Origin of the sequence: Vibrio sp. 10N.247.310.17 (assembly GCF_041466605.1) — a bacterium.
GTDB classification, from domain to species: Bacteria; Pseudomonadota; Gammaproteobacteria; order Enterobacterales; family Vibrionaceae; genus Vibrio; species Vibrio tasmaniensis_A.
Genome location: NZ_JBFSTC010000002.1, coordinates 88,402 through 114,537 on the forward strand (window position 1 = coordinate 88,402; position 26,136 = coordinate 114,537).

25 protein-coding genes are annotated in these 26,136 nt (G+C 44.7%); 16 read left to right on the forward strand and 9 right to left on the reverse strand.

Annotation, left to right across the window (positions count from 1 at the left end; genetic code table 11):
- Window positions 1–31: 31 nt before the first annotated feature.
- On the reverse strand, window positions 32–1,057 hold the full coding sequence (locus tag AB6D80_RS01120) for a diguanylate cyclase domain-containing protein (protein WP_372065934.1): 1,026 nt from the start codon (window positions 1,055–1,057) through the stop codon (window positions 32–34).
- A 9-nt stretch (window positions 1,058–1,066) separates the two neighbouring features.
- Window positions 1,067–1,534, reverse strand: coding sequence for a hypothetical protein (locus tag AB6D80_RS01125; RefSeq protein ID WP_372187568.1), 468 nt, complete (start codon window positions 1,532–1,534; stop codon window positions 1,067–1,069).
- Between the two features lie 420 nt (window positions 1,535–1,954).
- Here AB6D80_RS01125 and AB6D80_RS01130 point away from each other — a divergent pair, with 420 nt between their 5' ends.
- The 6 genes from AB6D80_RS01130 (at window position 1,955) to AB6D80_RS01155 (ending at window position 7,493) form a co-directional block, all read left to right on the forward strand.
- The gene (locus AB6D80_RS01130) at window positions 1,955–2,341 is read left to right on the forward strand and encodes a cytochrome c (RefSeq protein ID WP_004730436.1); all 387 of its coding nucleotides are present in this window, start codon (window positions 1,955–1,957) and stop codon (window positions 2,339–2,341) included.
- Between the two features lie 24 nt (window positions 2,342–2,365).
- A complete protein-coding gene (gene ccoN / locus AB6D80_RS01135; protein WP_017089926.1) occupies window positions 2,366–3,790 on the forward strand; it encodes a cytochrome-c oxidase, cbb3-type subunit I in 1,425 nt (474 codons plus the stop codon).
- Complete coding sequence (locus AB6D80_RS01140) at window positions 3,791–4,405, forward strand: cbb3-type cytochrome c oxidase subunit II (protein ID WP_004730430.1); 615 nt, start codon at window positions 3,791–3,793, stop codon at window positions 4,403–4,405.
- The gene (locus AB6D80_RS01145; RefSeq protein ID WP_372065942.1) at window positions 4,402–6,558 is read left to right on the forward strand and encodes a c-type cytochrome; all 2,157 of its coding nucleotides are present in this window, start codon (window positions 4,402–4,404) and stop codon (window positions 6,556–6,558) included. Before AB6D80_RS01140 ends, AB6D80_RS01145 begins: the two co-directional genes overlap by 4 nt.
- Before the next feature lie 261 nt (window positions 6,559–6,819).
- A complete protein-coding gene (locus AB6D80_RS01150; RefSeq protein ID WP_004730426.1) occupies window positions 6,820–7,047 on the forward strand; it encodes a PAS factor family protein in 228 nt (75 codons plus the stop codon).
- Between the two features lie 263 nt (window positions 7,048–7,310).
- Window positions 7,311–7,493, forward strand: coding sequence for a hypothetical protein (locus tag AB6D80_RS01155; RefSeq protein ID WP_017102586.1), 183 nt, complete (start codon window positions 7,311–7,313; stop codon window positions 7,491–7,493).
- A gap of 210 nt (window positions 7,494–7,703) precedes the next feature.
- Here AB6D80_RS01155 and AB6D80_RS01160 read toward each other — a convergent pair whose 3' ends face one another.
- From AB6D80_RS01160 to AB6D80_RS01190, 7 genes are all read right to left on the reverse strand, one after another.
- Entirely contained in the window at window positions 7,704–8,996 is a 1,293-nt protein-coding gene (locus tag AB6D80_RS01160; RefSeq protein ID WP_372065945.1) for an alpha/beta fold hydrolase, read from the reverse strand.
- A gap of 355 nt (window positions 8,997–9,351) precedes the next feature.
- Complete coding sequence (locus tag AB6D80_RS01165; RefSeq protein ID WP_048608575.1) at window positions 9,352–10,089, reverse strand: DUF3726 domain-containing protein; 738 nt, start codon at window positions 10,087–10,089, stop codon at window positions 9,352–9,354.
- Window positions 10,086–11,888 carry a hypothetical protein gene (locus tag AB6D80_RS01170; RefSeq protein WP_372187570.1) on the reverse strand — a complete coding sequence of 601 codons (1,803 nt, stop codon included), beginning with the start codon at window positions 11,886–11,888 and terminating at the stop codon, window positions 10,086–10,088. Before AB6D80_RS01170 ends, AB6D80_RS01165 begins: the two co-directional genes overlap by 4 nt.
- A gap of 271 nt (window positions 11,889–12,159) precedes the next feature.
- The gene (locus tag AB6D80_RS01175; protein WP_017098973.1) at window positions 12,160–13,767 is read right to left on the reverse strand and encodes a BCCT family transporter; all 1,608 of its coding nucleotides are present in this window, start codon (window positions 13,765–13,767) and stop codon (window positions 12,160–12,162) included.
- Between the two features lie 231 nt (window positions 13,768–13,998).
- Window positions 13,999–14,994, reverse strand: coding sequence for a membrane dipeptidase (locus tag AB6D80_RS01180; RefSeq protein ID WP_122047072.1), 996 nt, complete (start codon window positions 14,992–14,994; stop codon window positions 13,999–14,001).
- A gap of 210 nt (window positions 14,995–15,204) precedes the next feature.
- On the reverse strand, window positions 15,205–16,665 hold the full coding sequence (locus AB6D80_RS01185) for an aldehyde dehydrogenase family protein (protein WP_372181828.1): 1,461 nt from the start codon (window positions 16,663–16,665) through the stop codon (window positions 15,205–15,207).
- A gap of 199 nt (window positions 16,666–16,864) precedes the next feature.
- Window positions 16,865–17,263 carry a RidA family protein gene (locus tag AB6D80_RS01190; protein WP_004730412.1) on the reverse strand — a complete coding sequence of 133 codons (399 nt, stop codon included), beginning with the start codon at window positions 17,261–17,263 and terminating at the stop codon, window positions 16,865–16,867.
- Window positions 17,264–17,420: 157 nt separating this feature from the next.
- Between AB6D80_RS01190 and AB6D80_RS01195 the strand changes: the two genes are divergently transcribed.
- From AB6D80_RS01195 to AB6D80_RS01240, 10 genes are all read left to right on the forward strand, one after another.
- Window positions 17,421–18,305: a LysR family transcriptional regulator gene (locus AB6D80_RS01195; RefSeq protein ID WP_017098976.1), complete on the forward strand. Its 885-nt coding sequence runs from the start codon at window positions 17,421–17,423 to the stop codon at window positions 18,303–18,305.
- 809 nt (window positions 18,306–19,114) lie between these two features.
- Window positions 19,115–19,516, forward strand: coding sequence for a hypothetical protein (locus tag AB6D80_RS01200; protein ID WP_017098977.1), 402 nt, complete (start codon window positions 19,115–19,117; stop codon window positions 19,514–19,516).
- Between the two features lies 1 nt (window position 19,517).
- Window positions 19,518–20,288, forward strand: coding sequence for a F0F1 ATP synthase subunit A (gene atpB, locus AB6D80_RS01205; protein ID WP_372187572.1), 771 nt, complete (start codon window positions 19,518–19,520; stop codon window positions 20,286–20,288).
- A gap of 45 nt (window positions 20,289–20,333) precedes the next feature.
- Window positions 20,334–20,570 carry a F0F1 ATP synthase subunit C gene (gene atpE / locus AB6D80_RS01210; protein WP_004730405.1) on the forward strand — a complete coding sequence of 79 codons (237 nt, stop codon included), beginning with the start codon at window positions 20,334–20,336 and terminating at the stop codon, window positions 20,568–20,570.
- A gap of 54 nt (window positions 20,571–20,624) precedes the next feature.
- On the forward strand, window positions 20,625–21,095 hold the full coding sequence (locus AB6D80_RS01215) for a F0F1 ATP synthase subunit B (protein WP_004730401.1): 471 nt from the start codon (window positions 20,625–20,627) through the stop codon (window positions 21,093–21,095).
- A gap of 11 nt (window positions 21,096–21,106) precedes the next feature.
- Complete coding sequence (locus tag AB6D80_RS01220; RefSeq protein WP_009844933.1) at window positions 21,107–21,658, forward strand: F0F1 ATP synthase subunit delta; 552 nt, start codon at window positions 21,107–21,109, stop codon at window positions 21,656–21,658.
- A gap of 9 nt (window positions 21,659–21,667) precedes the next feature.
- Window positions 21,668–23,209 (forward strand): F0F1 ATP synthase subunit alpha, encoded by a 1,542-nt coding sequence (gene atpA, locus AB6D80_RS01225; RefSeq protein WP_009844932.1) that lies wholly within the window; start codon window positions 21,668–21,670, stop codon window positions 23,207–23,209.
- A gap of 47 nt (window positions 23,210–23,256) precedes the next feature.
- The gene (gene atpG, locus AB6D80_RS01230) at window positions 23,257–24,126 is read left to right on the forward strand and encodes a F0F1 ATP synthase subunit gamma (RefSeq protein ID WP_009844931.1); all 870 of its coding nucleotides are present in this window, start codon (window positions 23,257–23,259) and stop codon (window positions 24,124–24,126) included.
- A gap of 44 nt (window positions 24,127–24,170) precedes the next feature.
- A complete protein-coding gene (gene atpD / locus AB6D80_RS01235; RefSeq protein WP_108195932.1) occupies window positions 24,171–25,556 on the forward strand; it encodes a F0F1 ATP synthase subunit beta in 1,386 nt (461 codons plus the stop codon).
- Window positions 25,557–25,570: 14 nt separating this feature from the next.
- A complete protein-coding gene (locus AB6D80_RS01240; RefSeq protein WP_004730391.1) occupies window positions 25,571–26,014 on the forward strand; it encodes a F0F1 ATP synthase subunit epsilon in 444 nt (147 codons plus the stop codon).
- Window positions 26,015–26,136 lie beyond the last annotated feature (122 nt).

Genomic DNA, 26,136 nt, shown 5'->3' on the forward strand with positions numbered 1-26,136 from the left:
GTTAATAACCACGACCAAACCTTTTAGATGCTTAGCCTTGCATCGAGGTCAACAGCTCCATCATGTCTTTAGAGCTTATGTTCTTCTTGTGCCTCACTACGGCGTCAATCATCAATTCTAAGTTACCTGCAGAGATGTAATCACTAAGGACGTCGTTAAACTTGTCCTGAATTTCATCACTCGCGTACAAATGATCAGGAATGAAGAATAAGAACTGGCTTCCACTGCTACGGAATGAAATGGTGCTTTCAGGGATCTTGGTGGTCAAAGACTTAGCAGCCGAGCTCACCACAAGGTCCCCATATTCAAGGCCATATTTTTGATTAATCTCGGTAAGATTTCTGATTCGGACAAAATAGAGATCAAAGTTTTTGTCCTTCGAGTAGCTATTCTTAACAAATTTCATCAACGAAATTCGATTGCGAAACCCTGTAATAAAATCCGTAGAGTAGAGCTTTCTTTTAATAGAAAAATCCATATAAAAAATAATCCCAGTCAATAACAAGATGCCAACAAGAAAAACGCTACTGATCCGATGAACGGTAACCAAGTTATCAACCATTGAGGTGTTTTCTTCAATCACAGGGCTTTGTAATCGAAACTTGTCATTAATAAAATCGACGAGTGTGTGGTAGCAAATATCGACTTTTTTCTGCAGAGATTCCTTGGGCAACAACCCTTGACTGACCAGTTTAATTGAGGATTCCAAGCTCTTAAATTTGTCAAATTCCGCACTAAAATAAGGTTTAAAGTTTGCTGACTTGATGAAATTGGAAGACTCAGTGCTGTTAATCAATATGTCAAAACGGCTCCACGTAATATCGTACGCTAACCATAACTCATCATAATCAATGGTTTCAGAACGGCTTACCATCAAGAAATTAGCGTATTCTTTCACCAATTGAAAGACGAACCACGTTGCCTCATTTTGTCGTGTAGAAAAACTCTTATTAATATCGTTAATGCGGGTAACACTGTAGATATTAACGGTGAGCACCACTGCCGCTAAAGATAACACGACGACTTTAATGGCAGTCAATGACAACAGCTTTTTCATACGAAGTCCTTACAAATGAATATCGCGTATCTGCCAGATCATCTTGGCATGGAAGTCTGTATTATCTATATCTGGAGTCGAAGAAAGTGGATATATCAACCAGTACGGCCCTTTTTCTCTGACTGACATAAATTGGCCATTTTGTTTAATTGCAATGATCGACTGGTAATCGTCAAAGTCTTCTTTGGGCACCGCTATTTTATAGTCGTTTAGTGCAACAAAGGTCACTTGCGAAGCCATGGGTAAGTCCTTTGTTTCAAGCACCGTTTGTAAGGCCACACCGCTATAAACCACTTCCCCATCCAGCCAAGGTAATGAGGTGGTAATTTCTTTTTGAGGGAGCAATAGCAGTTGTTCTCGACTGAATTGATGCTTTTGCCCTAGGTGATCGAATATTGTGAGTTCGGATTCTGCAAAAATAGAAAATGAACAAAGTGAAAGTATAAACAGAAGTGCAGCTCTCATTTTAAACTCCATTCTAAAAAGGTCACTAAATTGAGTCTAGTTCATATTGGTCATTTGACTTGCTTAGACATTGCCTATTTTCTCAATAATGCAGTTCGACTCTTTCTGAGATAACGTTTCATTCCTGTAACCCGATGCGAACAACACCTTCCCTCCTCTAAATAAGACTTTAATTAGCGTTCATACCAGTAATCCCGGCTTTTTAAAGGCAATGAGTAATCCAATCCAGCCACTGAATACGTACTGACCATCAAAATTAACAATAAATATGAGTCAGTAAGTAGCAAGAATGCTTGTTGCTGCATAACCTTTAATCGAACGTAAGCAGCTTTGAGAGCCTAGTTTTCTGATATCTGTCACTTCTATTCCACCAGCAGGTATCGTGTGTCGCTCTTAAAAAGCTTACTCATTTCATAATCAAGGGAATCGAGAATGAGTTTGAATATAAAAAAATTTAACCCCATGACGACACTTTCAACCCTAGTAATGACGTTGGTCATGTTTCCTGTTTCTGCTGACGTTAATCAAGAACAATTCGAGTTAGGTAAGCAGAAAGCAAAGGTGTGCATGACCTGCCATGGCGTTGATGGCATCTCAACGCAAGACCCCTACCCGAACCTTCGCGGTCAAAAGGTGGGATATCTCATTTCCTCGTTAAAAGACTATCAGACAAGGGAAAGAACCAGTGGTTTGGCAATTCTCATGCAGCAACAAGCCGACACACTTTCAGACCAAGACATCCGCGATATTTCCTATTTCTATTCAATGCTCGGCAACGATTCAAACTCACTCAACGAATCAAATTCAGTCAGCGAATAAAAGCTTTAGGCAAGGAGCCTTGTTATGGAACAAGTGACACCGCAATACAACATTAAGGTCGTTAAGTACTTCATCATCGCGTCTTTAGTGTGGGCAATCGTAGGTATGATCATCGGGGTGATTCTCGCCGCGCAATTGTATTGGCCAGTCTTAAACTTCGATTCTCAATATTTCCAGTTTGGTCGACTGCGCCCGCTACATACATCTGGGGTGATTTACGGGTTCGTCGTGAACATCTTGATGGGGACATCTTTGTACATTGCCCAGCGAACAGGCCATTGTGAGTTGTTCAATAAAAGCCTTTCATGGATGGTATTTTGGGGATGGCAATTTATTCTATTGCTTGCGGTCATTTCCTTACCCGCAGGCCACACCAGCTCAAAAGAGTATGCGGAGCTTGAGTGGCCAATCGACTTGATGATTGTGTTGGTTTGGGTGCTGTATGCGGTGTTGTTCTTTGGCACCCTTGCTAAACGAAAGGTCAGCCATATCTTCGTGGCTAACTGGTTCTTTGCTGCTTTCATCATCGTCGTTGCAATGATTTTCATCGTGAACAACCTCGCGATGCCTGTGTTGGCGATGAAGTCCTACTCTGTGTTTGCAGGCGCTCAAGATGCGATTGTTCAATGGTGGTGGGGACATAATGCCGTCGGCTTCTTGCTGACCGCTGGTGTGATTGGTATGAACTACTATTTCATACCTAAAGCGGCGGATCGACCTATCTACTCGTACCGTTTGTCTGTGATCCATTTTTGGGGCTTGGTCGGCTTTTACACGTGGGCCGGAACGCACCATTTGGTTTACTCTTCCGTTCCTATCTGGATTCAGAACATCGGCATCGTAATGTCTTTGATCCTGTGGCTCCCTTCTTGGGCTGGTGCGTTCAATAGCGCAATGACCCTTCTACAAAACAAAGAAAAGCTGAAGTCCGACTACATTCTTTTATTCTTTTTCTCAGCAATTCTTTACTACTGCTTGGCGACATTCGAAGGTCCCCTACTCGCTATTCGCTGGTTCAACATGGTGGCACACAACACCGAATGGATCATCGGTCACGTACATTCCGCAGCTCTTGGATGGGTTGGAATGTCAGGGATAGCGGTTTTTTACTATTTCATTCCACGCTTATGGGGCCAAACCGATCTTTGGTCACGACGACTGATTAAGTGGCACTTTTGGCTCGCTCATGCTGGCGTCGCCATCTATGCGATAGCACTTTGGATCGCAGGCATCGGTGAGGGTTATATGTGGCTCGCTCAAAATGAAAATGGCGAACTGATTTACAGTTTTGTTGAGGCTATGGACTTTAAAGCACCTTGGCTATTCATGCGTTTCTTTGGTGGCGCGCTGTTTGTACTTGGACTGTTTTTAATGGCATTCAACTTGTACAAAACGGTTCGTATGCCAGTAGTACACGACGCTAAACATACCGTTAATGAGGGGGCTTAAATGATGAGTAAAGACTTTACACATTCAATCGTCATTTTAATTTTGACCACCGTTGTCGTTGCCTCCTTCTCTTTGTTGGTTTGGGTAGTGCCAAGCATTGTCCGCGGAGACGATATTGCCAAAGGCAGTTTAGCAATGCCACTCACACCGATTGAGTTGGCAGGGCGAGACATCTACATCAGTGAAGGTTGCCATGTGTGTCACACCCAAATGGTTCGCCCTCTAGAGCCAGAAGTGAAACGTAATGGTCGCCCGAATAAAGAAGCCGACGATATTTACGAATTTCCTAACTTGTGGGGTTCTAAACGTACCGGCCCTGACCTCACTAACTTAGGTAGAAAGTATTCTGACCAGTGGCATGTTATTCACCTAACTGATCCTAGAAAAGTCGTTCCTACATCGATCATGCCCTCTTACCCGTGGCTGTTTGAGCAGACGCTTACTGGCGATGATATCAGCGCCAAAATGGAGGTTTTACGTACCTTAGGTGTGCCTTATACCGATCAAGAAATTGGTGATGCCAGATTGCAAGTAAGAGGCAAAACCAAAGGTGAAGCGCTGATTCGCTATTTACAAAGCCTGGGTAAAGATACGTCACAGGAGGTATCACAATGAGCACATTCTGGAATCTATGGGCGGTACTCTTAACCTTAATATTCTTTATTCTGATGGTGTCTGTTGTCGTTAAATACTGGCGTAGCAATCACAAGGCCGATCACGACCACACCATTGGCACCTTTGATGGTATTGAAGAGAAAGATGCGCCTCCACCTAAGCTGTTGTTTGTAAGCTATGCGGTCGCATTTCTTTTGTCTGCTGGTTATTTGGTGCTCTACCCCGGGCTTGGCGAATGGGAAGGGTTAGTCGATTGGAAGCAAAGTGACGACAAACTCAGCTCACCCAGCACAACGTTAAACGAGCAATTCTCTCAAACAACGGAAACCACCCTCGAAGGATTGTCTGGCATACCCGAAATAGTAAACAGCGGACAAATCTTGTTCCAAACTCACTGCGCGGCTTGTCACCGCGACAACGCTCAAGGTCAGAAACACTTCCCTAACCTTATTGACCAAGAATGGCTATATGGTGGTAGTGATGAAGCGATCATTCATTCGATCGCCAAAGGGCGAAATGGCGCGATGCCGGGTTGGAGCGAGATAATGCGCCCCGATGAAGTGGCTAAGGTTTCTTACTACTTAGCTTCGCTCAATCAACGCCATACCGATGTTCCAGAAGTAAAAGTTAAAGTCGGCAAAGAGCTGTTTGCAAAATATTGTTCATCTTGTCACGCCGATGGTTCTATCGCGAATCCGGCGATCGGCGTCCCTGATCTTTCCGACGATATTTGGCTGCATGGCGGCAGTATTGAAGAAATTCAGCACACTATCAACAAAGGCTTGAACAACCTGATGCCTGCATTTGATAAACAGCTTACGGAAAACGAGATACTCGCACTGGGTGCTTACATTCGACATGCGGGCTCAGAGCAGCAGCAAAGACTCGCGAACATAGAAGCTCAGTCTGTTGAACGTGGTGAATACCTCGCTTATGCCGGTGACTGTGTCGCGTGTCATAGTGCCGAAGGTGGCGAACCTTTTGCTGGCGGCCTGCCGTTTGTGACCCCTTTCGGCACCGTATATTCAACCAATATTACACCCCATACAACGGAAGGTATTGGTACTTACGATTTTGATAATTTCCGAGCCGCGTTAGTTGCAGGCAAAGGTAAGAATGGTTACCTGTACCCTGCAATGCCTTACACCTCTTATCAATACCTCACCGACCAAGACATGCTCGACTTGTGGGAATACATGCAGTCAATCACCGCGGTGCCTCGCCGCAATGACGACAACAGCATGATGTTTCCCTCGAATATACGTCTAGGTCTGCTCGGGTGGAACATTGTGTTCATGGATACCGACCCGATTGACTATCAAGTGCCTGAAGAACTTAAATCGGAAGTCGAAAACGTTGAGAAATGGCAACAAGGGAAATATTGGGTGGCTGGTCTTGGACACTGCTCTGAGTGCCATACCCCTCGAAACATTGCTCAAGCTCTGATACCCGAACGTATTTTCCAAGGTAACTTGATTGACGGTTGGAATGCGCCCGATATCACGGCCAACGAGCTGTATGTCGATGGTTGGGATGAAGCGACACTGACCGATTTCTTACACACGGGTCACTCAGACAAAGGGACTGCTTTTGCGGGCATGGCAGACGTAGTAAAAAACAGCCTAAGCTTGATGACGCGTGAAGATATCGAGTCGATGTCCTATTACCTACTCAGTGGTGACATCAACAACACCATCAGCAGTGACGCCGTTCCGTTGCAGCCCAAAGGGTTTGATGAAGACTCTTACGCGACTGACATTTACACCACGTATCGCCAGACATGTGGAGCCTGTCATGGTGACGATGGTAAGGGACGTGACCCTATCGCCCCTACTCTGTTGAATAACGGCATAATCATGCACAGCGATCCATTCAACACCATCGCGGTAACCGTCCGTGGACTACAACCCACCTATCTCGACAAAGACAGAAACTTCATGCCAATGGCAAGCTTTGAAGATGTGCTGTCGGATCAAAGGTTAGCTGAGTTGATCACCTTCGTGCGATTGCACCTTGGAGATAGAGAGGAACCAGTAACGGCAGAACACGTTCGAGAGGTAAGAGAAACTCTTGAAGCTGCAGGTTACGCTGGAGGGTTACACACCACACCTGAAATGTACGAAAGTCGAGATAAGAACATTAACATTCGCTAGGTTCTGTACGTATTCAATTTACTCGGTAAGCAGCCACAATACGTTACTTCTATCACGGCTTAATCAATTAAAAGGAGACCAGCGTGTCTCCTTTTAATTGTTATCAAACTGACACTCTCAACGATTGAGACCACAACACAATTATAACTAACTGATTACACAATTAAGCAGAGCTGCACATAATGCGATCAATCTCGCAGAACAAAGATGACACCAAGTGCATAATATGCAAAATTTTCTAAAGATGTACTAAGGACAGTTATGGATACAACTACACTCATCTACGATACATTGGAAGGTCTGTCGAGCGCAAAGCCACAGCAACACGCTCAAATCCGCCAAAATCTATATAACCAATTAGATTTATCATTTGAGAAGCAGTTGGCTTTGTATTCATCAGTTCTTGGTCCAGCAAGTGCTGGTAGATTGACCGATTTGGATAGCGCAGTGATGTCTGCACGCAAGATTGTTGGCTTAGAAAACAGCTAAGTAATCTTCAACCGCTCTCAACTTTAACGCTGCCACTGTGCAGCGTTTTTTATGGATGCCATTTACGATAAGTACCGTTGGTTACGATGAATGCAGTTAGGTACGATAAATACTGTTAGTTAAGATCAGTTCAATAAGGTCTGTTTTTCAAGTTACACGCATTCTCATTTGGTTAATCTTATGTTCCATTTTTAACAGGTGTGCAACCTCAACAATGGCGCTAATGTTAGTAGCACGTTAACCACACATCGGATTGAAGAATCATGAGAGTACTTATTGAATATACACAAACAGGCAAATACCGTGATCATGCGTGGGAAGCACTAACTATTCGTTCCAAGGGCGAAGTTCAAGCTGTGACTCCCTCTTATGCGGCTCAACTTATCGAACAGAACCGCGCCAGCTTATCGACTACTGAAAATCAAGATATCGTCATCCAACCATAATGAGTTTAGGAACTATCCCTCCCGGTTCTTAAACTCTCTGTTTTACTCGCTTTAGTAATCAATACGATACTGAGTAAAACAGAGTTTGATGACATAAAAAAACGCTGCACGGATGCAGCGTTTTCTTGTTTCTAGCGTATCTTGTCTCTAACGTAGAGAGCTTCTAACATCGATAGCTTCTAACGTAGATAACCTACGCAGAGAGTTTGACTATTTTGGCAGGTTCTCTAACGCATCAACCATCGTCATTAACTTATCGACAATTCGTTCACCATCCATTCTCAAACCATTGTGCTCATACTCGTTGGTAATCCACGCTTTTGAGTTTGGAATGTTCGCCAGTGTTTCGCGGCTGTAATCCAGCTCTACGTACATATCGTCAGCGTAAACTGCGCATGCCATTGGAACCGTATTCTTACTCAGCTGCTCTGCGTTGTACAAAGCGCCCCAGTCCGACTTCTCGGCCAACATATTTGCCGCTTCACGTAATGGCTTAAGCGTTTCTAGTTGGTCGAACATCCATGGGTACACCATTTCTCCGGTAAACCAGAACTCGCTACCCGATTGATAGTTAAAGTGTGGGTACTGCTCGCGTACTCGGTGTGCAGACCAGTTAGACGCTGCACCTTGGCAGTAAATCGATTCATGCAAAATAGCGTAGATTGGGTTCGTTAGGTAGCCCTGCTCTTGCTGCATTTGATTTAAGAAGCTGTAGCTCAACTGCTTGCTTCCGTTCACTTCAACAAACGCACTCTCCAGTGTGAAATACATTGGAAGGTTTGCTTCGCCGCCACCAAGATTAATACCTATTAGCTGGAACTGTTCAACTGTAAACACCTGACCGTTTGGCAGTCTCACATCATTGTTAAGCAGGTAATCAGAGATCTCGCGACACATCGCTTGTGCTTGTGGGAATTGAGCAAAGAAGGCTCTGTTTTTGTCTTCTACACGCTTGTAAGTCGCACGATAAACATCGTCAGCTTCGCGTTCAATAGAAGGAATGCCGCCAGTCACATAACAACGCTGCAAGCTCTGTGGGAACAGCGACAAATAGCTCAGTGTACAGAAGCCACCAAAGCTTTGACCAATCGTCGACCATTGCTTAATACCAAACTGTTCACGAATCGCTTCAGCGTCACGAACGATGTTATCCGCTCTGAAATGCGTTAAGTACTCAACTTGTTGTTCTGGAGACAGATGGGCCAACGTTTCATGGCTGATCACCGTGCTGTTGCCTGTACCACGTTGGTCAAGAAGCAGAACACGATAGTTTTGTAATGCACGCTTTAGCCAACCTGATTGACCGCTCACTCGTGGAGATGGAAAGCCTGGGCCGCCCTGAAAGTAGATCAACCACGGCAGCTCTTGCGCATCTTTAGCGAGATCAACCAGCTCACGTGCGAAGACTTGGATCTGTTGTCCATCTTTTGCTTGGTAATCGAGTGGCAACTCAAATGAGTGCTGACGATACAGGGTGGTTCCATCAATAAAGTTAGCTTGCACGCTTCATTCCTTTTTTATCTGATTCTAAAGTCATCGGTACGAATAAAAACGGCGCCCTTTGGCACCTTCCTTAGCAAGATACGCATACTAGCTTGTAAATGAAACCGTTTGTTTAACATGATTGTGAAGGTGCTTCATCTAATTGCTTAGTTTACCTTCAACGCGTAACAACTTGTGTCAAAACAGAGATTTTAAGGTGTGATCTATTGAGAGGAAGAACAAAAGTAGAACACAAATAAAAAGAGCTTAACGAGGTGAGGATACGTTAAGCTCTTTGGTTTTATCTGTTGTAGCGTGTGTTATCAATAATGCTATCAATGCACTAAGCACTAAGCACTAAGCACTAAGCACCAAATTATGAAGTCGTTAGCTCCCCTGCACCTTGAATCGAACGTTGGCTGCTTTCAACAAGAATGGCCGTTGCGGTTTCTTTCAACGCGCCCCACTCTGCCTCATCAACTTCAATGCCATCGTTCCACGCTTTCTCTTGAGTTTTGAAAAGCGCTTCCGACTCAATGTGTGTTTGGTAGCCATCTGACAAACGTTCGATATCGAAATCCTGGACGGAAAGTTCGATGGTCATATTGTGGATATGTTCGTCCGATGTCAGTGGCGAATCTGATAAAAACAGTTCTGGAGCAACGCAACCACGGTTAAGCACATACAAGGTGCTCTTAGGGTTTGAGCCATTATCCCAACGTGCGGTACACGCGATGCCTTTCGCTGCCAGTTTCACAAGCTCACTGTACGCTAACCAACGGTTATGGCAGTTGTTTAGCTCGATTTTCAGTGTCTTTTTGCCGACCATTTTCTCAATGGCGTAATCCATAACCACAGGAAGATGACACGCTAAGCTCGCCTTGTGCAGGTCCACTTCAACTGTGTTGTCGCTTGTCACTTGGATGTCTACAGGGCAATCGTCTTCTAGCCCCATAAAGTTGCTCGCGTTGTTAAAATGACGAACACCATCCAAGCCAACCATTTGTAAATCTGCCACCATGTTCGCTATCACATCGGCTTCACCACATGTACGACGCATACCCAAAAAGGCTTTATTAACGGCCGCTACCAGTTCATTGTGAGAAACGATCATAACGATTTACCTCCATGTTGAGCGTTGATATGTGTAGGAACTTTATTTGAGTCAGCCATCTCCGCTTCACTTGGTAAGATTGGGAACACCCATTCGTCCTGATGAATTTCATCAAGCAGTGGTGCACCTTGGAAAAACGTCACTCGTACCCAACGGTCTGAGCGAGGATCAAACTTAGTCGCACCAAACATTGCTAGCTTGCAACGCAGCAAGTGCATTGGTGGTGAGTCTTGATGTAGCACATTCATTTGAATGTCGCCCATCGCCTTGTTACCTAGCGTCCATACACGCCGCGCAATGGCACGATGCTGCGGCTGCTTAACAAGAAACTCTGCCAATGAAAGCTCTGGCGCGAATTGCAATAAAGCATGGTACAAGCGGTAAGCTTGACGGCCGATATCCAACGGCAGTTCACGCTCTTCGCCGAGTTCCTCGCCTCGAACACCGAGTCTTGGCTCTTCTTTGTCTTGAGAGCGATACCAGAACCAGTAGTTATTTTCTGCTTTTGTAAAGTCGGTCGCGATCGCCCAGCGATACTTCTCTTCTAGTACAACAAGAAGATCTTGAATCTTTTTGCCGCTAGGAAGCGACAGTGTTTCGCTGCAATTCATTTGCTCTTGATGGGCGTCCACTAATTCTGGGTACAATTCCATCAAACATGAGATAAGGATTTCTTGGGCTTCCATACTCATTTGCTTAGATTGCTCGACTAACTGCGACCATGTATCGCACAGGCTGACAGAAGCTTCTAATGATTGTTCTGTGTGCTTCAAATCATCAACAGCAGCTTTGTTCAGCTCTTGCTGTGTTTCATTGATGGTAACGACTTGTTCTAAATGACAAATCGCTTTTTTAACTAAGGTACGTAGTGGCTCGATCAACGCCGTATCAGTCTCACTGGACAACACGTCCGCCAATGCATGTTCACGGGTCGTCATCCACTGATCGACAATACTAGGGTGGTTAATAAGGTATGGCGCCATGCCTAAACCAGTTGCATTACCAACACCAAGGTAACGTTGTAATCCTCGATGCAAGGTAATCGCTTGTTCACCGCCCTGTTGTTCGGCTAGGTAATGAACCCAGTCTAAGCTGAACTCACGCAGCATATACACCGCACACATTTGCGCACTAAACGACTGATTAAAATCTTCATTTTTCTCTAAGATTTTAAAGTCAGCAATACCAAATTTGCCATTACCGTATACCGCTGTCGTTCGCAGGATGTAACCCACTTCAGCCAGTTCTTTCGGCGTTGGTTGAACACCTTTAGCCAAGTGACTAACGATATGTTCAAACACACGTACGCTTTTGTTTGCACGCGCCAACACAAGTACGTTATTTGGATTACGGCCAGCTTCTTGAAGCGGTACATTCGCACGAAGTCTTTCAAGTAGGGCGACATCAACATCACCAAGAACAAGCGCAAACGTTACGTCCCACTTTTCAGCAATTACACGGTCATTTCGTTCGTCATCTGCAATTTCATCGCAAAAAACAACCAAATGATAAACATGGTTTGGCGTCGCAAGCTTATAGATAACATGACCAAAACCTTGAGCGTCTAATTGCCATTCATGTTTCGTCACTTTCCATTCTTGCTGAGCCATTTTACGAATCAGAGTTCTAACGAAGCTGATACGTGTTTGGTGCATTGCACCTAGCCTTTCCGGTGCCATGACGACAGTCGCGTCACGTAGTGCTGATTCAGTGTAGGTAGAACGATGTGCATCCATTTTGCTCACCACCTTATAGTTATAGGATTTTGCTAGCCATTCAGAACCGATCGTTGCCATCATTTGAAGCATTCGTTTTTACAGTGTGTTGGTTAGCTTTCACGTTATTTGGGGTAAGTGAACTCACCCCTTATTATTTGTCCTGACTAGATCGATTGACCTAAATACGTGCCGCCCGGTGTATCTTCACCAGTACGGGTTTCCTCTTCCTTTCGGAATCTTGTGTCAGCCTTCTTTCAAAGGCTGACACCTTGTTTCTCTTTCATTTTTAGAGAGCGTTTTCTCTGCAGGCTCTTTTCTTTACAGACCCTGCTCTTTTATAAACTCGGCTCTTCTACAAACCCTGTTCTTTTGCCATCTTGATTGCGATTTGAGGCGCATTCCAGAGCGATGGCAGTAAGATTATGGACACTGGTACCGCTGTGATTACGATGAACGATTGCAGCGCTGAAATGCCGCCAGAACCTAGGGAAATCAGAATCAACGCTGTTACCCCCATCATCACACCCCAGAAGGTACGAATAATTGCGTTAGGCTCAGTCTCACCACTGACTACCACACTAATGGTGTAAGTCATCGAGTCACCGGTCGTTACGATGAAGATCGTGGTTAAGATCAAGAACAGAATAGAAATAAGCATCGGCATAGGTAACTGCTGAGTTACCGCCAGTAGCGCGCCTGGTAAGTTGAAGCCTTCGAACGCTTTACTTACGCTGCCTGGGTCCGCAATTTCGAACGCAAGACCAGAGCCACCAACAATCGTGAACCAGAAACAAGTTACAAACGGTGCGATAAGGCTAATGGTTGATACCAATTGGCGAATACTACGACCGCGTGAAATACGAGCGATAAAGATTGCCATCATTGGACCGTAACCTAAGAACCAACCCCAGAAGAACACTGTCCACCAGCTTAACCAACCTTCATCACCACGGTATGTTGCCATTGGGATGAAGTTATCTATCATGCTGCCTACACCTTGAATGTAGCCATTGAAGATGAAGTTCGTTGGACCGAAGATAAGGATGTAAATCATCAATGCCATTGCTAAAATTACGTTGTAACGACTTAGCATTTGCATTCCGCGGTTGAGACCACTTAATGCCGACAATGTGTAAAGCACGATAGCGAACAAGATAATGATTAGCTGAGTTGTGAAGCCATCTGGAATACCAAACAGTTCATTCAGAGCGTAGCTGACTTGCAAGCCCAAGAAGCCAATCGGACCGATAGTACCCGCCGCTACAGCGACAATACAACATGCATCAATCAGTGCGCCGGTATGGCCTTTCAGTGCTCTTTCGCCCAAAACTGGGTAAAGCAAAATACGAGGTTTAAGAGGCAAGCCTTTGTCGTAGTGAAGGTGCATAACCACGATAGACGTTAAGCTGCCCACAATAGCCCATGCTAGGAAACCCCAGTGCATGAATGATTGTGATAAAGCATTCACTGCGCCTTGCTGTGCGTTTTCTTGTGCACCATACAACGGTGGTGGGTTAACGTAGTGTGCGATAGGCTCTGCTGCCGCCCAAAATACACCACCGCCCGCAAGTAGCGTACAGAAGATGATTGCCATCCAACGGAAGCCATCCATTTCAGGTTTCGCGATGCCGCCTAGGATAACCTTGCCTGTTCGCCCTGCCGCCAGGCCAAGACCAATAAGAAAAGTCAGAAGAAGAAGCATTTGCCAATAAGGGCCGAACACTTTTACCGACCAAGCAAAGCCTGTATTTACTAAGCTTGATAGCAGCTCGCCATCAAATAAAGCAAGCGCCACGAACAGAGCGATAAAACCGCCGCTGTACCATAATGCTGGGTTGGTAAGTCCTAATTTGTCTGAAGTCGATTCAGACTGGTTTGTGTTACTCGTTTTGTTGCTTGCTGTGTGTGCTTGACCCGCATTTACGTTTGAAGATTTCACGCTATTGGTTAAATCAGACATACTCTGACTCCAGAGGTTTCTTTGCAGCTGTCATTTTAATGATGACTACAAGAGGTGTATTTAACACCTGCCCTATTGTTTTTTGTGTTGGGCAGGCTAATCCATGTTTGGGTTACCGCGTTGCGAAATAGACCGTTGTTCCTTTTGAATAGTTAAATTGGTAACAACAGCACTTCTAAATGAAGGTTAATTAGAAGGCTGCTAATTCGATGATTACTAGTGAGAAAGCACTTAACCCTTACTTTGAGGCTCTAGGCCATCTTTCAAGAAGTTAAACCAGTTTTCTCCCAAGACTTGCCCAGCTTCAGACTCGCTGAAACCATGACGCATCAATCCGTTATAAATATTTTCCATACCCGCACTACCACAGAACCAAGGCAACGCATCTGGCCAACCTGAGTTGTTCGCAGAGCCTTCACCGTAGTCCATTGCTTTAGACCAACGACCATTTCTCATCCATTCAAGAACGGCTTGAGGTTGGTTTAAGCATAGGTCACTACCAATACCTAGGTGTTCTACGCCAACCATGTCAGCGGTCGTCGCAACCATTTGGCAGAAATCTTCCAACGTACATTGGCTGCCATTTGGTAGGTGGAATGGGTACAAGCTGAATCCAATTAAGCCACCGCGTTCGGTTAGGGCTTTAATCACATCGTTTGATTTGTTTCGTAGTGCATCATGAGCAAACGTTGGGTTCGCGTGGCTGATACAAATAGGACGAGAAGACAGGTCAATCGCTTCAAGCGTTGAACGCTCCGCACTGTGAGACATATCGATGATCATGCCCACTCGGTTCATCTCTTCGATAGCTTGCTTACCAAAGCGCGTGATACCAGTGTCGTTCTTCTCGTAACAACCCGTCGCCAATAAGCTCTGGTTGTTGTAAGTAAGCTGCATGATCAAAAGACCTTGCTTGCGCATCACTTCGATAAGACCAATCTCATCGTCGATTGGAGAACAGTTTTGAGCACCAAGGAAAATGCCGACTTTGCCGGTCGCTTTTGCAGTTTCAACATCAGCCATTGAATGAATCGGCATGATAATGTCTGCATTCTGCTCGAATCTTAAGTTCCATTCTGCAAAGCGAGATAAGGTTTCACGAGCTGTCTCGTGGTAAACCGCGGTAGCGTGAACTGCTGTAATGCCGCTCGCCTTTAGTGTTTGGAAATATTCTCTGTTCCAATTGCAGTATTGCAATCCATCTATAACAATCCGTTGCTGGTACATAACCACTCCTATTGAAAGCTCAGTGTTCTAGCTCGGTTTTGAAAACACGCTCAAATAACATGTTTTCAAAAATGGGTTAAATCACTTGTCTAATTTCGTTTGCTGCTTTGGTTGGGATGTTGGCCTGACTCTGTGAATCAGGCCAATTCGATAGCTGGATAGCTAGAGACTTAATATCTTCAGCTATCCAATTCTTATATAGAAAGTTGATTAGTAAGGACGCTGGTAAGCCGTCTTCACGACTGTGTAGAACTCTTTCGCGTACTGACCTTGCTCACGAGGACCGAAGCTAGACTCTTTACGACCACCAAACGGTACGTGGTAGTCGGTGCCTGCTGTTGGTAGGTTCACCATCACACAACCTGTTTGCGCTTGTTGCTTGAACATTGCGCTAGTACGTAGGCTTTGAGTAATGATGCCGCCCGTTAGACCAAAGCGAGTATCGTTTGTTGTCGCGATAGCTTCTTCTAAGTCGGCTACACGAATCACGCTTGCCATTGGTGCAAACACTTCTTCTTGGTTCACTTCCCAATCGTTCTTAGTATTCAAGAACAGCGTTGGAGACATGTAGAAACCTTCGTGTTTCATGCTTAGGCGTTCGCCACCAAATGCTAGCTCACCGCCGCTTTGACGTGCTTTCTCAACCCAACCAAGGTTTGCTTCAAGTTGGTTACCATCGACAACAGGGCCCATGAATACGCCGTCTTCTAGTGCGTGACCCACTTTAAGCTCGCTCATACGTTTGATCAGTGCTTCAACGTATTGGTCGTGAATGCCATCCATAACCACTAGGCGAGAAGATGCTGTACATTTTTGACCCGCGCCAGAGAACGAACCTGCGATAGTCGCATCAACAGCTGTTTGGATATCCGCATCATCAGCAACCACAAGTGCGTTCTTACTGCCCATTTCTAGTTGGCAACGAACGAAGTTTGGCGCTGTAGCAGCCGCAACCTTACGACCTGTATCAACAGAACCAGTAAAGCTCACACCGTTCACTTCTTTAGAGTTGATCAGTGCATCACCTACTTTCGAACCACTACCTAGAACAAGGTTAAACGTGCCTGCTGGCATGCCTTGGCGGTGGATAATCTCAGTTAACGCAACCGCACTTGCTGGTGTTAGGTTTGCTGGTTTCCAGATAACGCTGTTACCGAAAGCCAATGCTGGAGCGATTTTCCAAGCTGCTGTTGCCGTTGGGAAGTTCCAAGGAGAGATGATGCCGATAACACCCACCGCTTCACGAGTCACTTCTACAGAAACGCCTGGGCGTACTGATTCTGCGTTGTCGCCAATTTGACGAAGCACTTCAGCCGCAAAGTACTGGAAGAACTGACCTGCACGGTAAATTTCGCCACGACCTTCAGCAAAAGGCTTACCTTCTTCACGAGAAAGTAACGTACCTAGCTCATCACAACGTGCAATCAGCTCATCACCGATTGCTTGAAGTACTGCTTGCTTACGTTCAATAGGCGTTTTTTCCCACTCTGGTTGAGCGTTCTTCGCCGCTGAAATCGCTTGTTGAACTTGGTCAGCACTTGCTTGTGCGAAGTTACCGATGTTTTCAGAAATATCTGATGGGTTAATGTTCGCAACGGTGCTTACACCCGCTTGCCATTCGCCGCCAATGTAAAGTGCGTTTTCTGCTTGAACATTCTGTAATTGAGTCATCATTCTGTCCTTGTAACGGTTAGGTTGCGGTTGAGTCTGGCAACCATCTGGTTAATTAATAAACTGTTAATATTCAGGTAATTAATTGCTAAAATAAGATGTATATTTTGTTTCTAAAGTGAACCAAGTCGCTTGTATCAATAAACCACTTCAATTTAAAAGAGTTTTGATCCGCAAATAGCCTTAGTTCACAGTCGAATTATTCAGGTTGAGACGCCGATGCGTAAACCACGAACTCAACCAACATTTCTTCTCTTGCTAACCCTGCAACGACGACCGCAGCACGGTTTGGATAAGGTGCATTGAAGTATTCTCCGTATACGCTGTTGACCGTTTTTAGATATTCACGGTCTGTCACGTAAATCAGAACTTGCAGCACTGAATCCATAGATTCGCCTGCACACTCCAACGTATGAACAAGGTTGTTAAAAGTCTGACGCGTTTGCGCTTCGATACCGCCTTCTACTACTGCGCCAGTTTCATCAATTGGAATCTGCGCTGTGTATAGAGTGCCGTTATTAACGATTGCCCACTCTAGTGGTGCTTTTGAAGCGAAAAGCTCAGTTTTTACTGGGTGTTTTTTAGTTTGTGCGTTCACGATTCCATCCAACTTTGTAACAACTATGTTTCAAGATGGTTAAATACTGCGCCTTGACGACTGATAAATCTAACGGTAAATTTTGTGCATTTGATAAATAAAATCTATCACCTTGCGAAAAGTAAGGTATAGCAAGGGCTAGAGAAGGATCAGTGCCATGAGTATTAAGCTACAACAGTTAAAACATTTTGTTTTAGTGGTCGAAGAAGGCGGATTTCGAGCAGCATCTCACCGCGCAAATCGGTCGCAAGCGGCGCTTTCTACGTCGATAAAAGAGCTAGAAAAAATACTTGGTCAGCCACTGTTTGAAACAGGCAACAAATCAACCCTGACACCTTTCGGGGAAATATGCCTGCCAAAAATTATTCAATTCCTAAATGTTTACAAAGCATTAGACAATGACCTACGCGCAGCCGCGGCAGGACAACAAGGAAGAGTTCGAATAGCAAGCGTGCCATCAGTAGCGGCAAAATTAATCCCTAGTGTTTTAGGGGCTTTTTGTGAGCAGTACCCGAATGTTGAGGTAAGCTTGATTGATGATAACGCGGCGGGTGTGGAAGCGAGATTACTCTCTGGAGAGGTGGATGTTGCCCTCGGAAATAGCTCCCATTTAGAAGAAGAGAGCATCGACTTCACGCCTTTACTCTCCGACCCTATTGGTGTGGTCTGCCTCAAGGACAACCCCATTGCCTCTCAACGAGAGGGAATAGAATGGCAAACTTTGTTAAAACAACCCTTCATTCGTAACGGGACTTGTACCCTACTTGACCCAACACCTGCACGAATGCTCAGCGAACAAGCTTTGTATTCAGTCGAGAACATTACTTCGTTGTTTTCGGTGTTAGAGCTCGGGATAGGCGTGACCACGCTGCCTAAACTGGCTTTCCCAACCAATGAAACCCGCTTGGTGTGGATTCCGTTGATTGACCCGCCCTTACAGCGTCAAATTGGCATTTTCAGATTGTCTGATCGTACGATCTCGCCACAAGCGCAGGCTTTTCATGACTTATGTATTCAATATCTAAGTTATGAAGACGAATAGAGGGACATGATTGAGTTTGTTTGCTTAAAAAGCGGTTGTTAGAGCAACACATCAAGAAATTCCAGCTCGAATCTCCAGACTTTTGACCTTTCTATCTTGGGCTTAGTGCCCTAACCTTCAGATTTTTGCCCTATCTTCAGCTCCTTACATCCACGTGAGGAGCTGAATTTCTTCCATCATATTCATCTTAAACGCCTATTTTTCCGTTTCGAATCGCCAGAAAGACGTTAAGAATGAAGTCGTGACAAACTATTTTGAAAAATAATCACTTCCAGATAGAGAACGCCGTACAGATAAATCACTCAATGCACGAAGGCTTTCATCGCTGATTAAAACTGGCTTTATCCACTTGTAAATTTGCACGCAATAATCAACTTATAAATGACGCTAAGTGTTTGAATATACGTAATTGATAAGATCATAACTTGCCAAATTGCTATCTAAAACTTTTGCACAAAAACGCCCCTTTTCGCTGAAAATAAAGCATTTAAAATTTTCATGAATAAAGTTATTCAACTATTACTTTCATAAATGAAAAACATTTATTTCAAAAATGGAATTATTGATGTCGCTTTTTGTCGTTTTGATCACATAATTTTAGGCGTAGTTTATATTTTGTCGAAACGATAGCGAATTAGTTTTTATCGTTTAATTTCGTCAGGAGATATAAAGCCAGAAAGATTATTTTTTTGTTAACAAGTAAAGGTTTATTAACAAGTCAAATTGCTATTAACAAGTAAGTGCTAGTAACAAAACATATTCAAACTGTGTTTTATATTGACTTACACTGTTAAATATAGGGTTTTATTATGAGGCTTAATGGGATAAGTAGCGACATCCTTGTTGCTGCTAAAAGAGTTATTCTCTGCCAAATAGTATTAGCCGTCGGTGTAGTTTTATATGAAGTGTTTTTTGGTAATAAAGTAGATATGGAGTCTTCAGCTTTGGGTGTCGTAATCGCGATGTTACCACCGCTGTTTGGTTTTATATATGCAAGCCTAAAGGTGCACAAGAATCCTAATTATAGTTTACGTGACTTAATGCAAATGAGTCGTGTCGTGAAAATAACCTATACGTTCTTAATGTTTATCTTGGCATTCCAGTTTTTTAAATTGGATAACCCAGTAATATTATACGCGTACATTTTCACAATGATTGGGTACTTCTTAACACCATTTATTACTGCCTCTACAAGATCGGAGTACGTGTAGTATGGATCAAGTCACTACCGCTCACGAATACATAGAGCATCACTTAACCTTCTTAACTACAGGTGATGGTTTCTGGGCGTTCAACATTGACTCAATGTTGGTATCTTGGATTACGGGTTTATTGTTTATTGGAGCTTTTCGATATGTAGTGACCAAGGGCACTAGCGGTGTTCCAGGTCGTTTTCAATGTTTTATCGAGCTTATCTTTGATTTCGTTAACAACCTAGTCAAAGAGATTTTTCAAGCGGAGGATAAATTAATAGGGCCACTGGCATTAACCACTTTTGTTTGGGTGTTGTTAATGAATGCAGTCGACCTATTACCAATTGATTTAATACCAGGGTTAACTCGTGTAATGGGTTTAGAACACTTTAGAGATCTACCGACAGCGGATGTAAATGTCCCAATGTCGATGGCACTCGGTGTGTTTATTCTACTGTTAACTTATACGTTAAAAAATAAAGGTTTGAAAGGCTTTATCAAAGAGCTCACTACTCAGCCATTTGATAACCCTCTTTTATATCCTGTTAACTTCGTTCTTGAATTAATAACATTAATTTCAAAGCCAATATCACTAGGCTTACGATTATTCGGAAATATTTATGCAGGCGAGATGATATTCATCCTTATCGCACTAATGCCTTGGTGGATGCAATGGGCACTTAGTGTTCCATGGGCCTTATTCCACATATTAATCGTATTCTTGCAAGCATTTATATTTATGGTACTGACCGTTGTTTATTTAGCAATGGCAACAGAAGAACACCATTAATTAATAACTAAAAATTAACTAACAAATTATTTATCGGAGATACAAATGGATATCGTAAGCGCAGTTTTATATGTAGCAGGTGCATTACTGATCGGTTTAGGTGCAGCGGGTGCAGCATCTGGTATTGGTAACTTAGCAGGTAAATACCTTGAAGGTGTTGCTCGTCAACCAGACCTTACTCCAATGCTTCGTACTCAATTCTTCATCATGATGGGCCTTGTAGATGCTGTACCGATGATCGGTGTTGGTATCGGTCTATACATCATCTTTGCCGTGGCTTAATTAAAAGCTTTGAAAAGATCGATTTGTAAATAATCAAGATTTAGTGAGGAAGGTATGAACTTAAATGCCAGCATGTTTGGTCAAGCAATCTCATTCGTGATTTTTGTTTGGCTATGCATGAAATATGTATGGCCCCCTCTCACCGCGATGTTAGACGAGCGCCAAAAAGAAATCGCTGATGGTTTACGCCACTCAGAGAATGCAGCGAAAGAGCTAGAACTAGCAAAATCAAATGGCGCACAACTCGTCGCAGATGCGAAAAAAAATGTGACCGAACTGATTGAGCAAGGCAAAAAACGCCGCAACGAAATCATCACCTTAGCTCACCAAGAAGGTGAGCAAGAAAAGGCACGCATCTTAGAACAAGGTAGAGCTGAGCTAGAAGGCGAACGTCAAAAGTTACGCCGTGAACTTCAGGCGGATATGGCAGATGCTGTTATTCAAAGTGCACAGAAATTGATTAGCAAAAACCTAGATTCTGAAACGAACCGAGCGTTAGTTGATCAAATGATAAGCGAACTCTAAACGGAGGCAATATGTCAGATTACACCAATATTGCTCATCCCTATGCTAAAGCATCGTTCGACTTTGCTTTAGGTGAAAACAAGTTACAAGAGTGGCACTCAATGCTGTCCATTCTTGTGACGGTAGCGGAAGAAGAAACGATCGCTAAACAGATTTCATCAGCAGAAGGTGTTCATACACAGCAATCTGAAGAACTGGTCAATCTCATCATTCACGTTTGCCAAGGACTCGTTGATGACCACGTCATTAATCTCATTAAAGTCTTGGCTGAGAATGGCCGTCTTGCAGTGATCAGAGACTTGTTTAACTTGTTCAGCGACCTAAAGGACGAACATGAACGTGTAATCCCTGTCACTGTCACCAGTTCAGAATTGCTTACACAAGATCAAGTTACATCACTCACTGCTGCACTTGAGAAGAAATTAGAACGTCAGGTTGAAATGGAACAGGTTATTGATGACTCGCTGGTTGGCGGGATCGTAATCAAGGCGGGCGAAACCGTCATCGATGGTTCTTTGAACACATCAATTAACCGATTAGCCCATCAACTTCACGCGAGATAGGTAACAATTATGCAATTAAATTCAAATGAAATCAGCGATCTAATCAAAGATCGCATCTCGAAATTTAATGTGAGCACCGAAGCTCGCAACGAAGGCACTATAGTCTCGGTTCGTGACGGCATCATTACCATTAACGGCCTTGCGGATGTCATGCAGGGTGAGATGATCGAGCTTCCAGGTGGCAAATACGCTCTTGCTCTTAACCTTGACACGCACTCAGTCGGTGCCGTGGTTATGGGTCCCTACACTGACCTTTCTGAAGGTATGAAAGTGAAAGGGACAGGTCGTATCTTAGAAGTACCTGTCGGTAATGGACTTCTTGGCCGTGTAGTGAACACATTAGGCGAGCCAATCGATGGCAAAGGCCCAGTGAGTTGTGACCGACTCGACCCAGTTGAAGTAATTGCACCCGGCGTAATCGAGCGTAAGTCCGTCGATCAGCCAATTCAGACAGGCTATAAAGCCGTTGACACCATGGTGCCTATCGGTCGAGGTCAACGCGAACTTATCATCGGTGACCGTCAGACAGGTAAAACGGCGCTAGCCATCGATGCAATCATCAATCAAAAAGATTCTGGCATCAAATGTGTGTACGTGGCGATTGGCCAGAAAGCTTCAACCATCGCTAACGTGGTTCGTAAACTGGAAGACCACGATGCGCTTAAAAATACCATCGTTGTTGTAGCATCAGCATCAGAATCAGCCGCGCTTCAATACCTAGCACCTTATGCAGGTTGCACCATGGGCGAATACTTCCGTGACCGCGGTGAAGATGCACTGATCATCTATGATGACCTATCAAAACAAGCCGTCGCTTACCGTCAAATCTCATTGCTACTGAAACGCCCACCGGGTCGTGAAGCCTTCCCTGGCGACGTATTCTACCTCCACTCACGCCTACTAGAACGTGCAGCACGAGTGAATGCGGAATATGTAGAGAAGTTTACGAACGGTGAAGTAAAAGGCCAAACAGGCTCACTGACGGCGCTTCCTATCATTGAAACTCAAGCGGGTGACGTATCTGCGTTTGTACCAACCAACGTAATCTCAATTACTGATGGTCAGGTTTTCCTACAAACCCAACTGTTTAACTCAGGCCTACGCCCTGCTGTTGACCCAGGTATCTCGGTATCTCGTGTGGGTGGCGCAGCGCAGTGCAAGATCATCAAGAAGCTGTCTGGTGGTATCCGTACATCATTAGCTCAATACCGCGAATTAGCCGCATTTGCTCAGTTCTCTTCTGACTTAGATGACATGACGCGTAAGCAGCTTGACCATGGTGAGCGTGTAACCGAACTGATGAAGCAAAAGCAATACTCGCCGATGTCTGTCGCTGAGCAAGCAACGGTTATCTATGCAGCAGAAAAAGGCTATTTGGCTGACGTAGAGTTGAACAAAATTGCACGTTTTGAAGAAGAATTGATTGCTTACGCAAAAGGTCAAAACCCAGAGTTGTTCGACACCATCAACGCTAATGGTGACTACAACGATGAAATTGATGGCGCTCTTGCAAAGCTTCTCGGTGACTTTGTAGCGTTGAAAGCTTGGTAAACGCTCCGGTTTGTTGGCTGGAAATCAAAACAAATTAGGAGCAGATAATGGCAAATACTAAAGAAATTCGCACCAAGATAGGCAGTGTTAGTAACACTCAGAAAATCACCAGTGCAATGGAGATGGTTGCGGCAAGTAAGATGCGTAAGGTTCAAGACAATATGACGCTAACACGTCCATATGCGGAGAACATGCGCAAAGTTATCTCTCATGTCGCATCAGGGTCGCTGGAATACCAGCATCCCTACCTTCAACAGCGTGAACCAAAACGCGTTGCTTACATCATTATTTCGTCCGACCGGGGCTTATGTGGTGGCTTGAACTCGAACTTGTTCAAGAAAGTGTTAGAAGAAATGGAGCAATGGCGCACCAAAGGAGTCGAGGTAGAAACAACCTTAGTGGGATCTAAGGCTATCTCGTTCTTCCAACGCAGCGGCAATGTTATCGCGCAAACGTCAGGCCTTGGTGACGCGCCTAAATTAGAAGACATTTTAGGTACGGTTAACGCGATGCTAGGGCATTACGACGACGAAAAAATCGACAGCTTGTATCTCGTTTATAACCAGTTCATCAACACCATGGTTCAAGAACCAACGACCTTGCAGTTGCTGCCACACCCTTCAGATTCTGAGGCCGATGGAGGCGCGAAAAAAGCACGTCGTTGGGACTACATCTATGAACAAGCACCAAGAGACATCCTCTCTGAGCTGTTACATCGATACATTGAATCGCAAGTGTATCAAGGCATCGTAGAGAGCATTGCCTGTGAGCAAGCAGCCCGAATGGTGGCCATGAAAGCGGCGACCGATAACGCAGGCCAACTCATCGATGATTTGCAGTTGGTATACAACAAAGCGCGACAGGCTGCCATCACCCAAGAACTGAGTGAAATAGTCTCAGGTGCTCAAGCTGTCTAAAGGCAGAAAAGAGCGGGTTAAGAATAGAATTTGAGGATTTAGAGATGAGTGTTGGAAAAATAGTTAAAGTTATCGGCGCGGTGGTAGACGTCGAGTTCAGCGGCGGCAACAGCCCACGCGTTTATGATGCATTGAAAGTGACTAGCGAGGAAGCAAGCTCGCTCGTATTGGAAGTTCAGCAACAACTGGGTGGCAGTATCGTTCGTTGTATAGCAATGGGTACGTCAGATGGCTTGCGCCGCGGCCTAACTGTTGAAAACACCGGTTCTCCAATCACCGTTCCTGTGGGCGTAGAAACTTTAGGCCGTATCATGAACGTTCTAGGTCAGCCCATCGATGAATGCGGTGAAATCGGTCAAAAAGAAAGCTACGAAATTCACCGTGAAGCACCCTCTTATGAAGAACAAGCAAACAGCACTGAACTTCTTGAGACCGGCGTTAAGGTTATCGACCTTATTTGTCCGTTCGCAAAGGGCGGTAAAATCGGTCTGTTCGGTGGTGCTGGCGTAGGTAAAACCGTCAACATGATGGAGCTTATCAACAACATCGCAAAAGCCCACTCAGGTCTCTCTGTATTTACTGGTGTTGGTGAGCGTACTCGTGAAGGTAACGACTTCTACTACGAGATGAAAGAAGCGGGTGTACTAGACAAAGTAGCCATGGTTTACGGCCAAATGAACGAGCCACCGGGAAACCGTCTACGTGTTGCACTTACAGGCCTGACTATGGCTGAGCGCTTCCGTGATGAAGGTCGTGACGTACTGTTGTTCATTGATAACATTTACCGTTACACGCTTGCGGGGACTGAGGTGTCAGCACTGTTAGGTCGTATGCCTTCAGCAGTAGGTTACCAACCAACACTCGCTGAAGAGATGGGTGTGCTTCAAGAGCGTATCACTTCGACTAGACAAGGCTCTATCACGTCTATCCAAGCGGTATACGTACCTGCGGATGACTTGACCGATCCATCGCCAGCAACAACCTTTGCTCACTTAGATGCGACCGTTGTACTGTCTCGTAATATCGCTGCATTAGGCCTCTACCCTGCAATCGACCCATTGGATTCAACATCTCGCCAATTGGACCCGCTTGTGGTTGGTCAAGAGCACTACGACATTGCACAAAAAGTCCAAACAACGCTGCAACGCTACAAAGAGCTAAAAGACATCATCGCGATTCTTGGTATGGATGAGCTGTCTACGGAAGACAAACAGACCGTATCTCGCGCTCGTAAGATTGAACGTTTCTTAACTCAGCCTTACCACGTAGCCGAAGTGTTTACTGGTCAGAAAGGTGTATTTGTACCGCTAAGCGAAACACTAAGAGGCTTTAAAGGCCTGTTAGGCGGCGAATATGACGATATCCCAGAGCAAGCATTCTTGTACTGTGGTTCTATCGACGAAGTGCTTAACAAAGCAAAATCACTCTAAGAGGCAGGTGCACCATGGCTATCGGAATTACAGATAATACATTTCAACTTAATATTGTAAGTGCGGAAGGTACGCTGTTTTCAGGTCCAGCGTATGCCTTAGCCGTTTCTGGCGCTGATGGTGAGCTGGGGATCCGCCCCGGTCACTCCCCGCTTCTCAGTAAAATAAAGCCAGGCGTAACAGTGTTTGTCACAGATCCTAAATCAGAGGGGCAAGTGCTGTATGTTTCTGGCGGGATGCTAGAAGTTCAGCCGGATGTGGTAACGGTGTTAGCCGATACTGCCTTGCACGGCCAAGATATTGACCGCGCTCGCGCAGAAGAAGCGAAATATGCAGCCCTAGAGAATATCAATAAGGGCAATGTAGACATCAACTTTGCACAAGCTCAGCTTGAACTCGCAAAAGCCGTTGCTCAGCTTCGCGCATCAGAACTGACGTCTTCTCGCACTCGACACTGAGAATAAGCGTTATTGGCCGTTAGCTGTGCTAACAAATACAAAAAAGGCTCACTAACTAGTGAGCCTTTTGATATCTGCGTAACGTAAAACCTAGGTCTAACGTTGCTTGATGTTCAAACGAA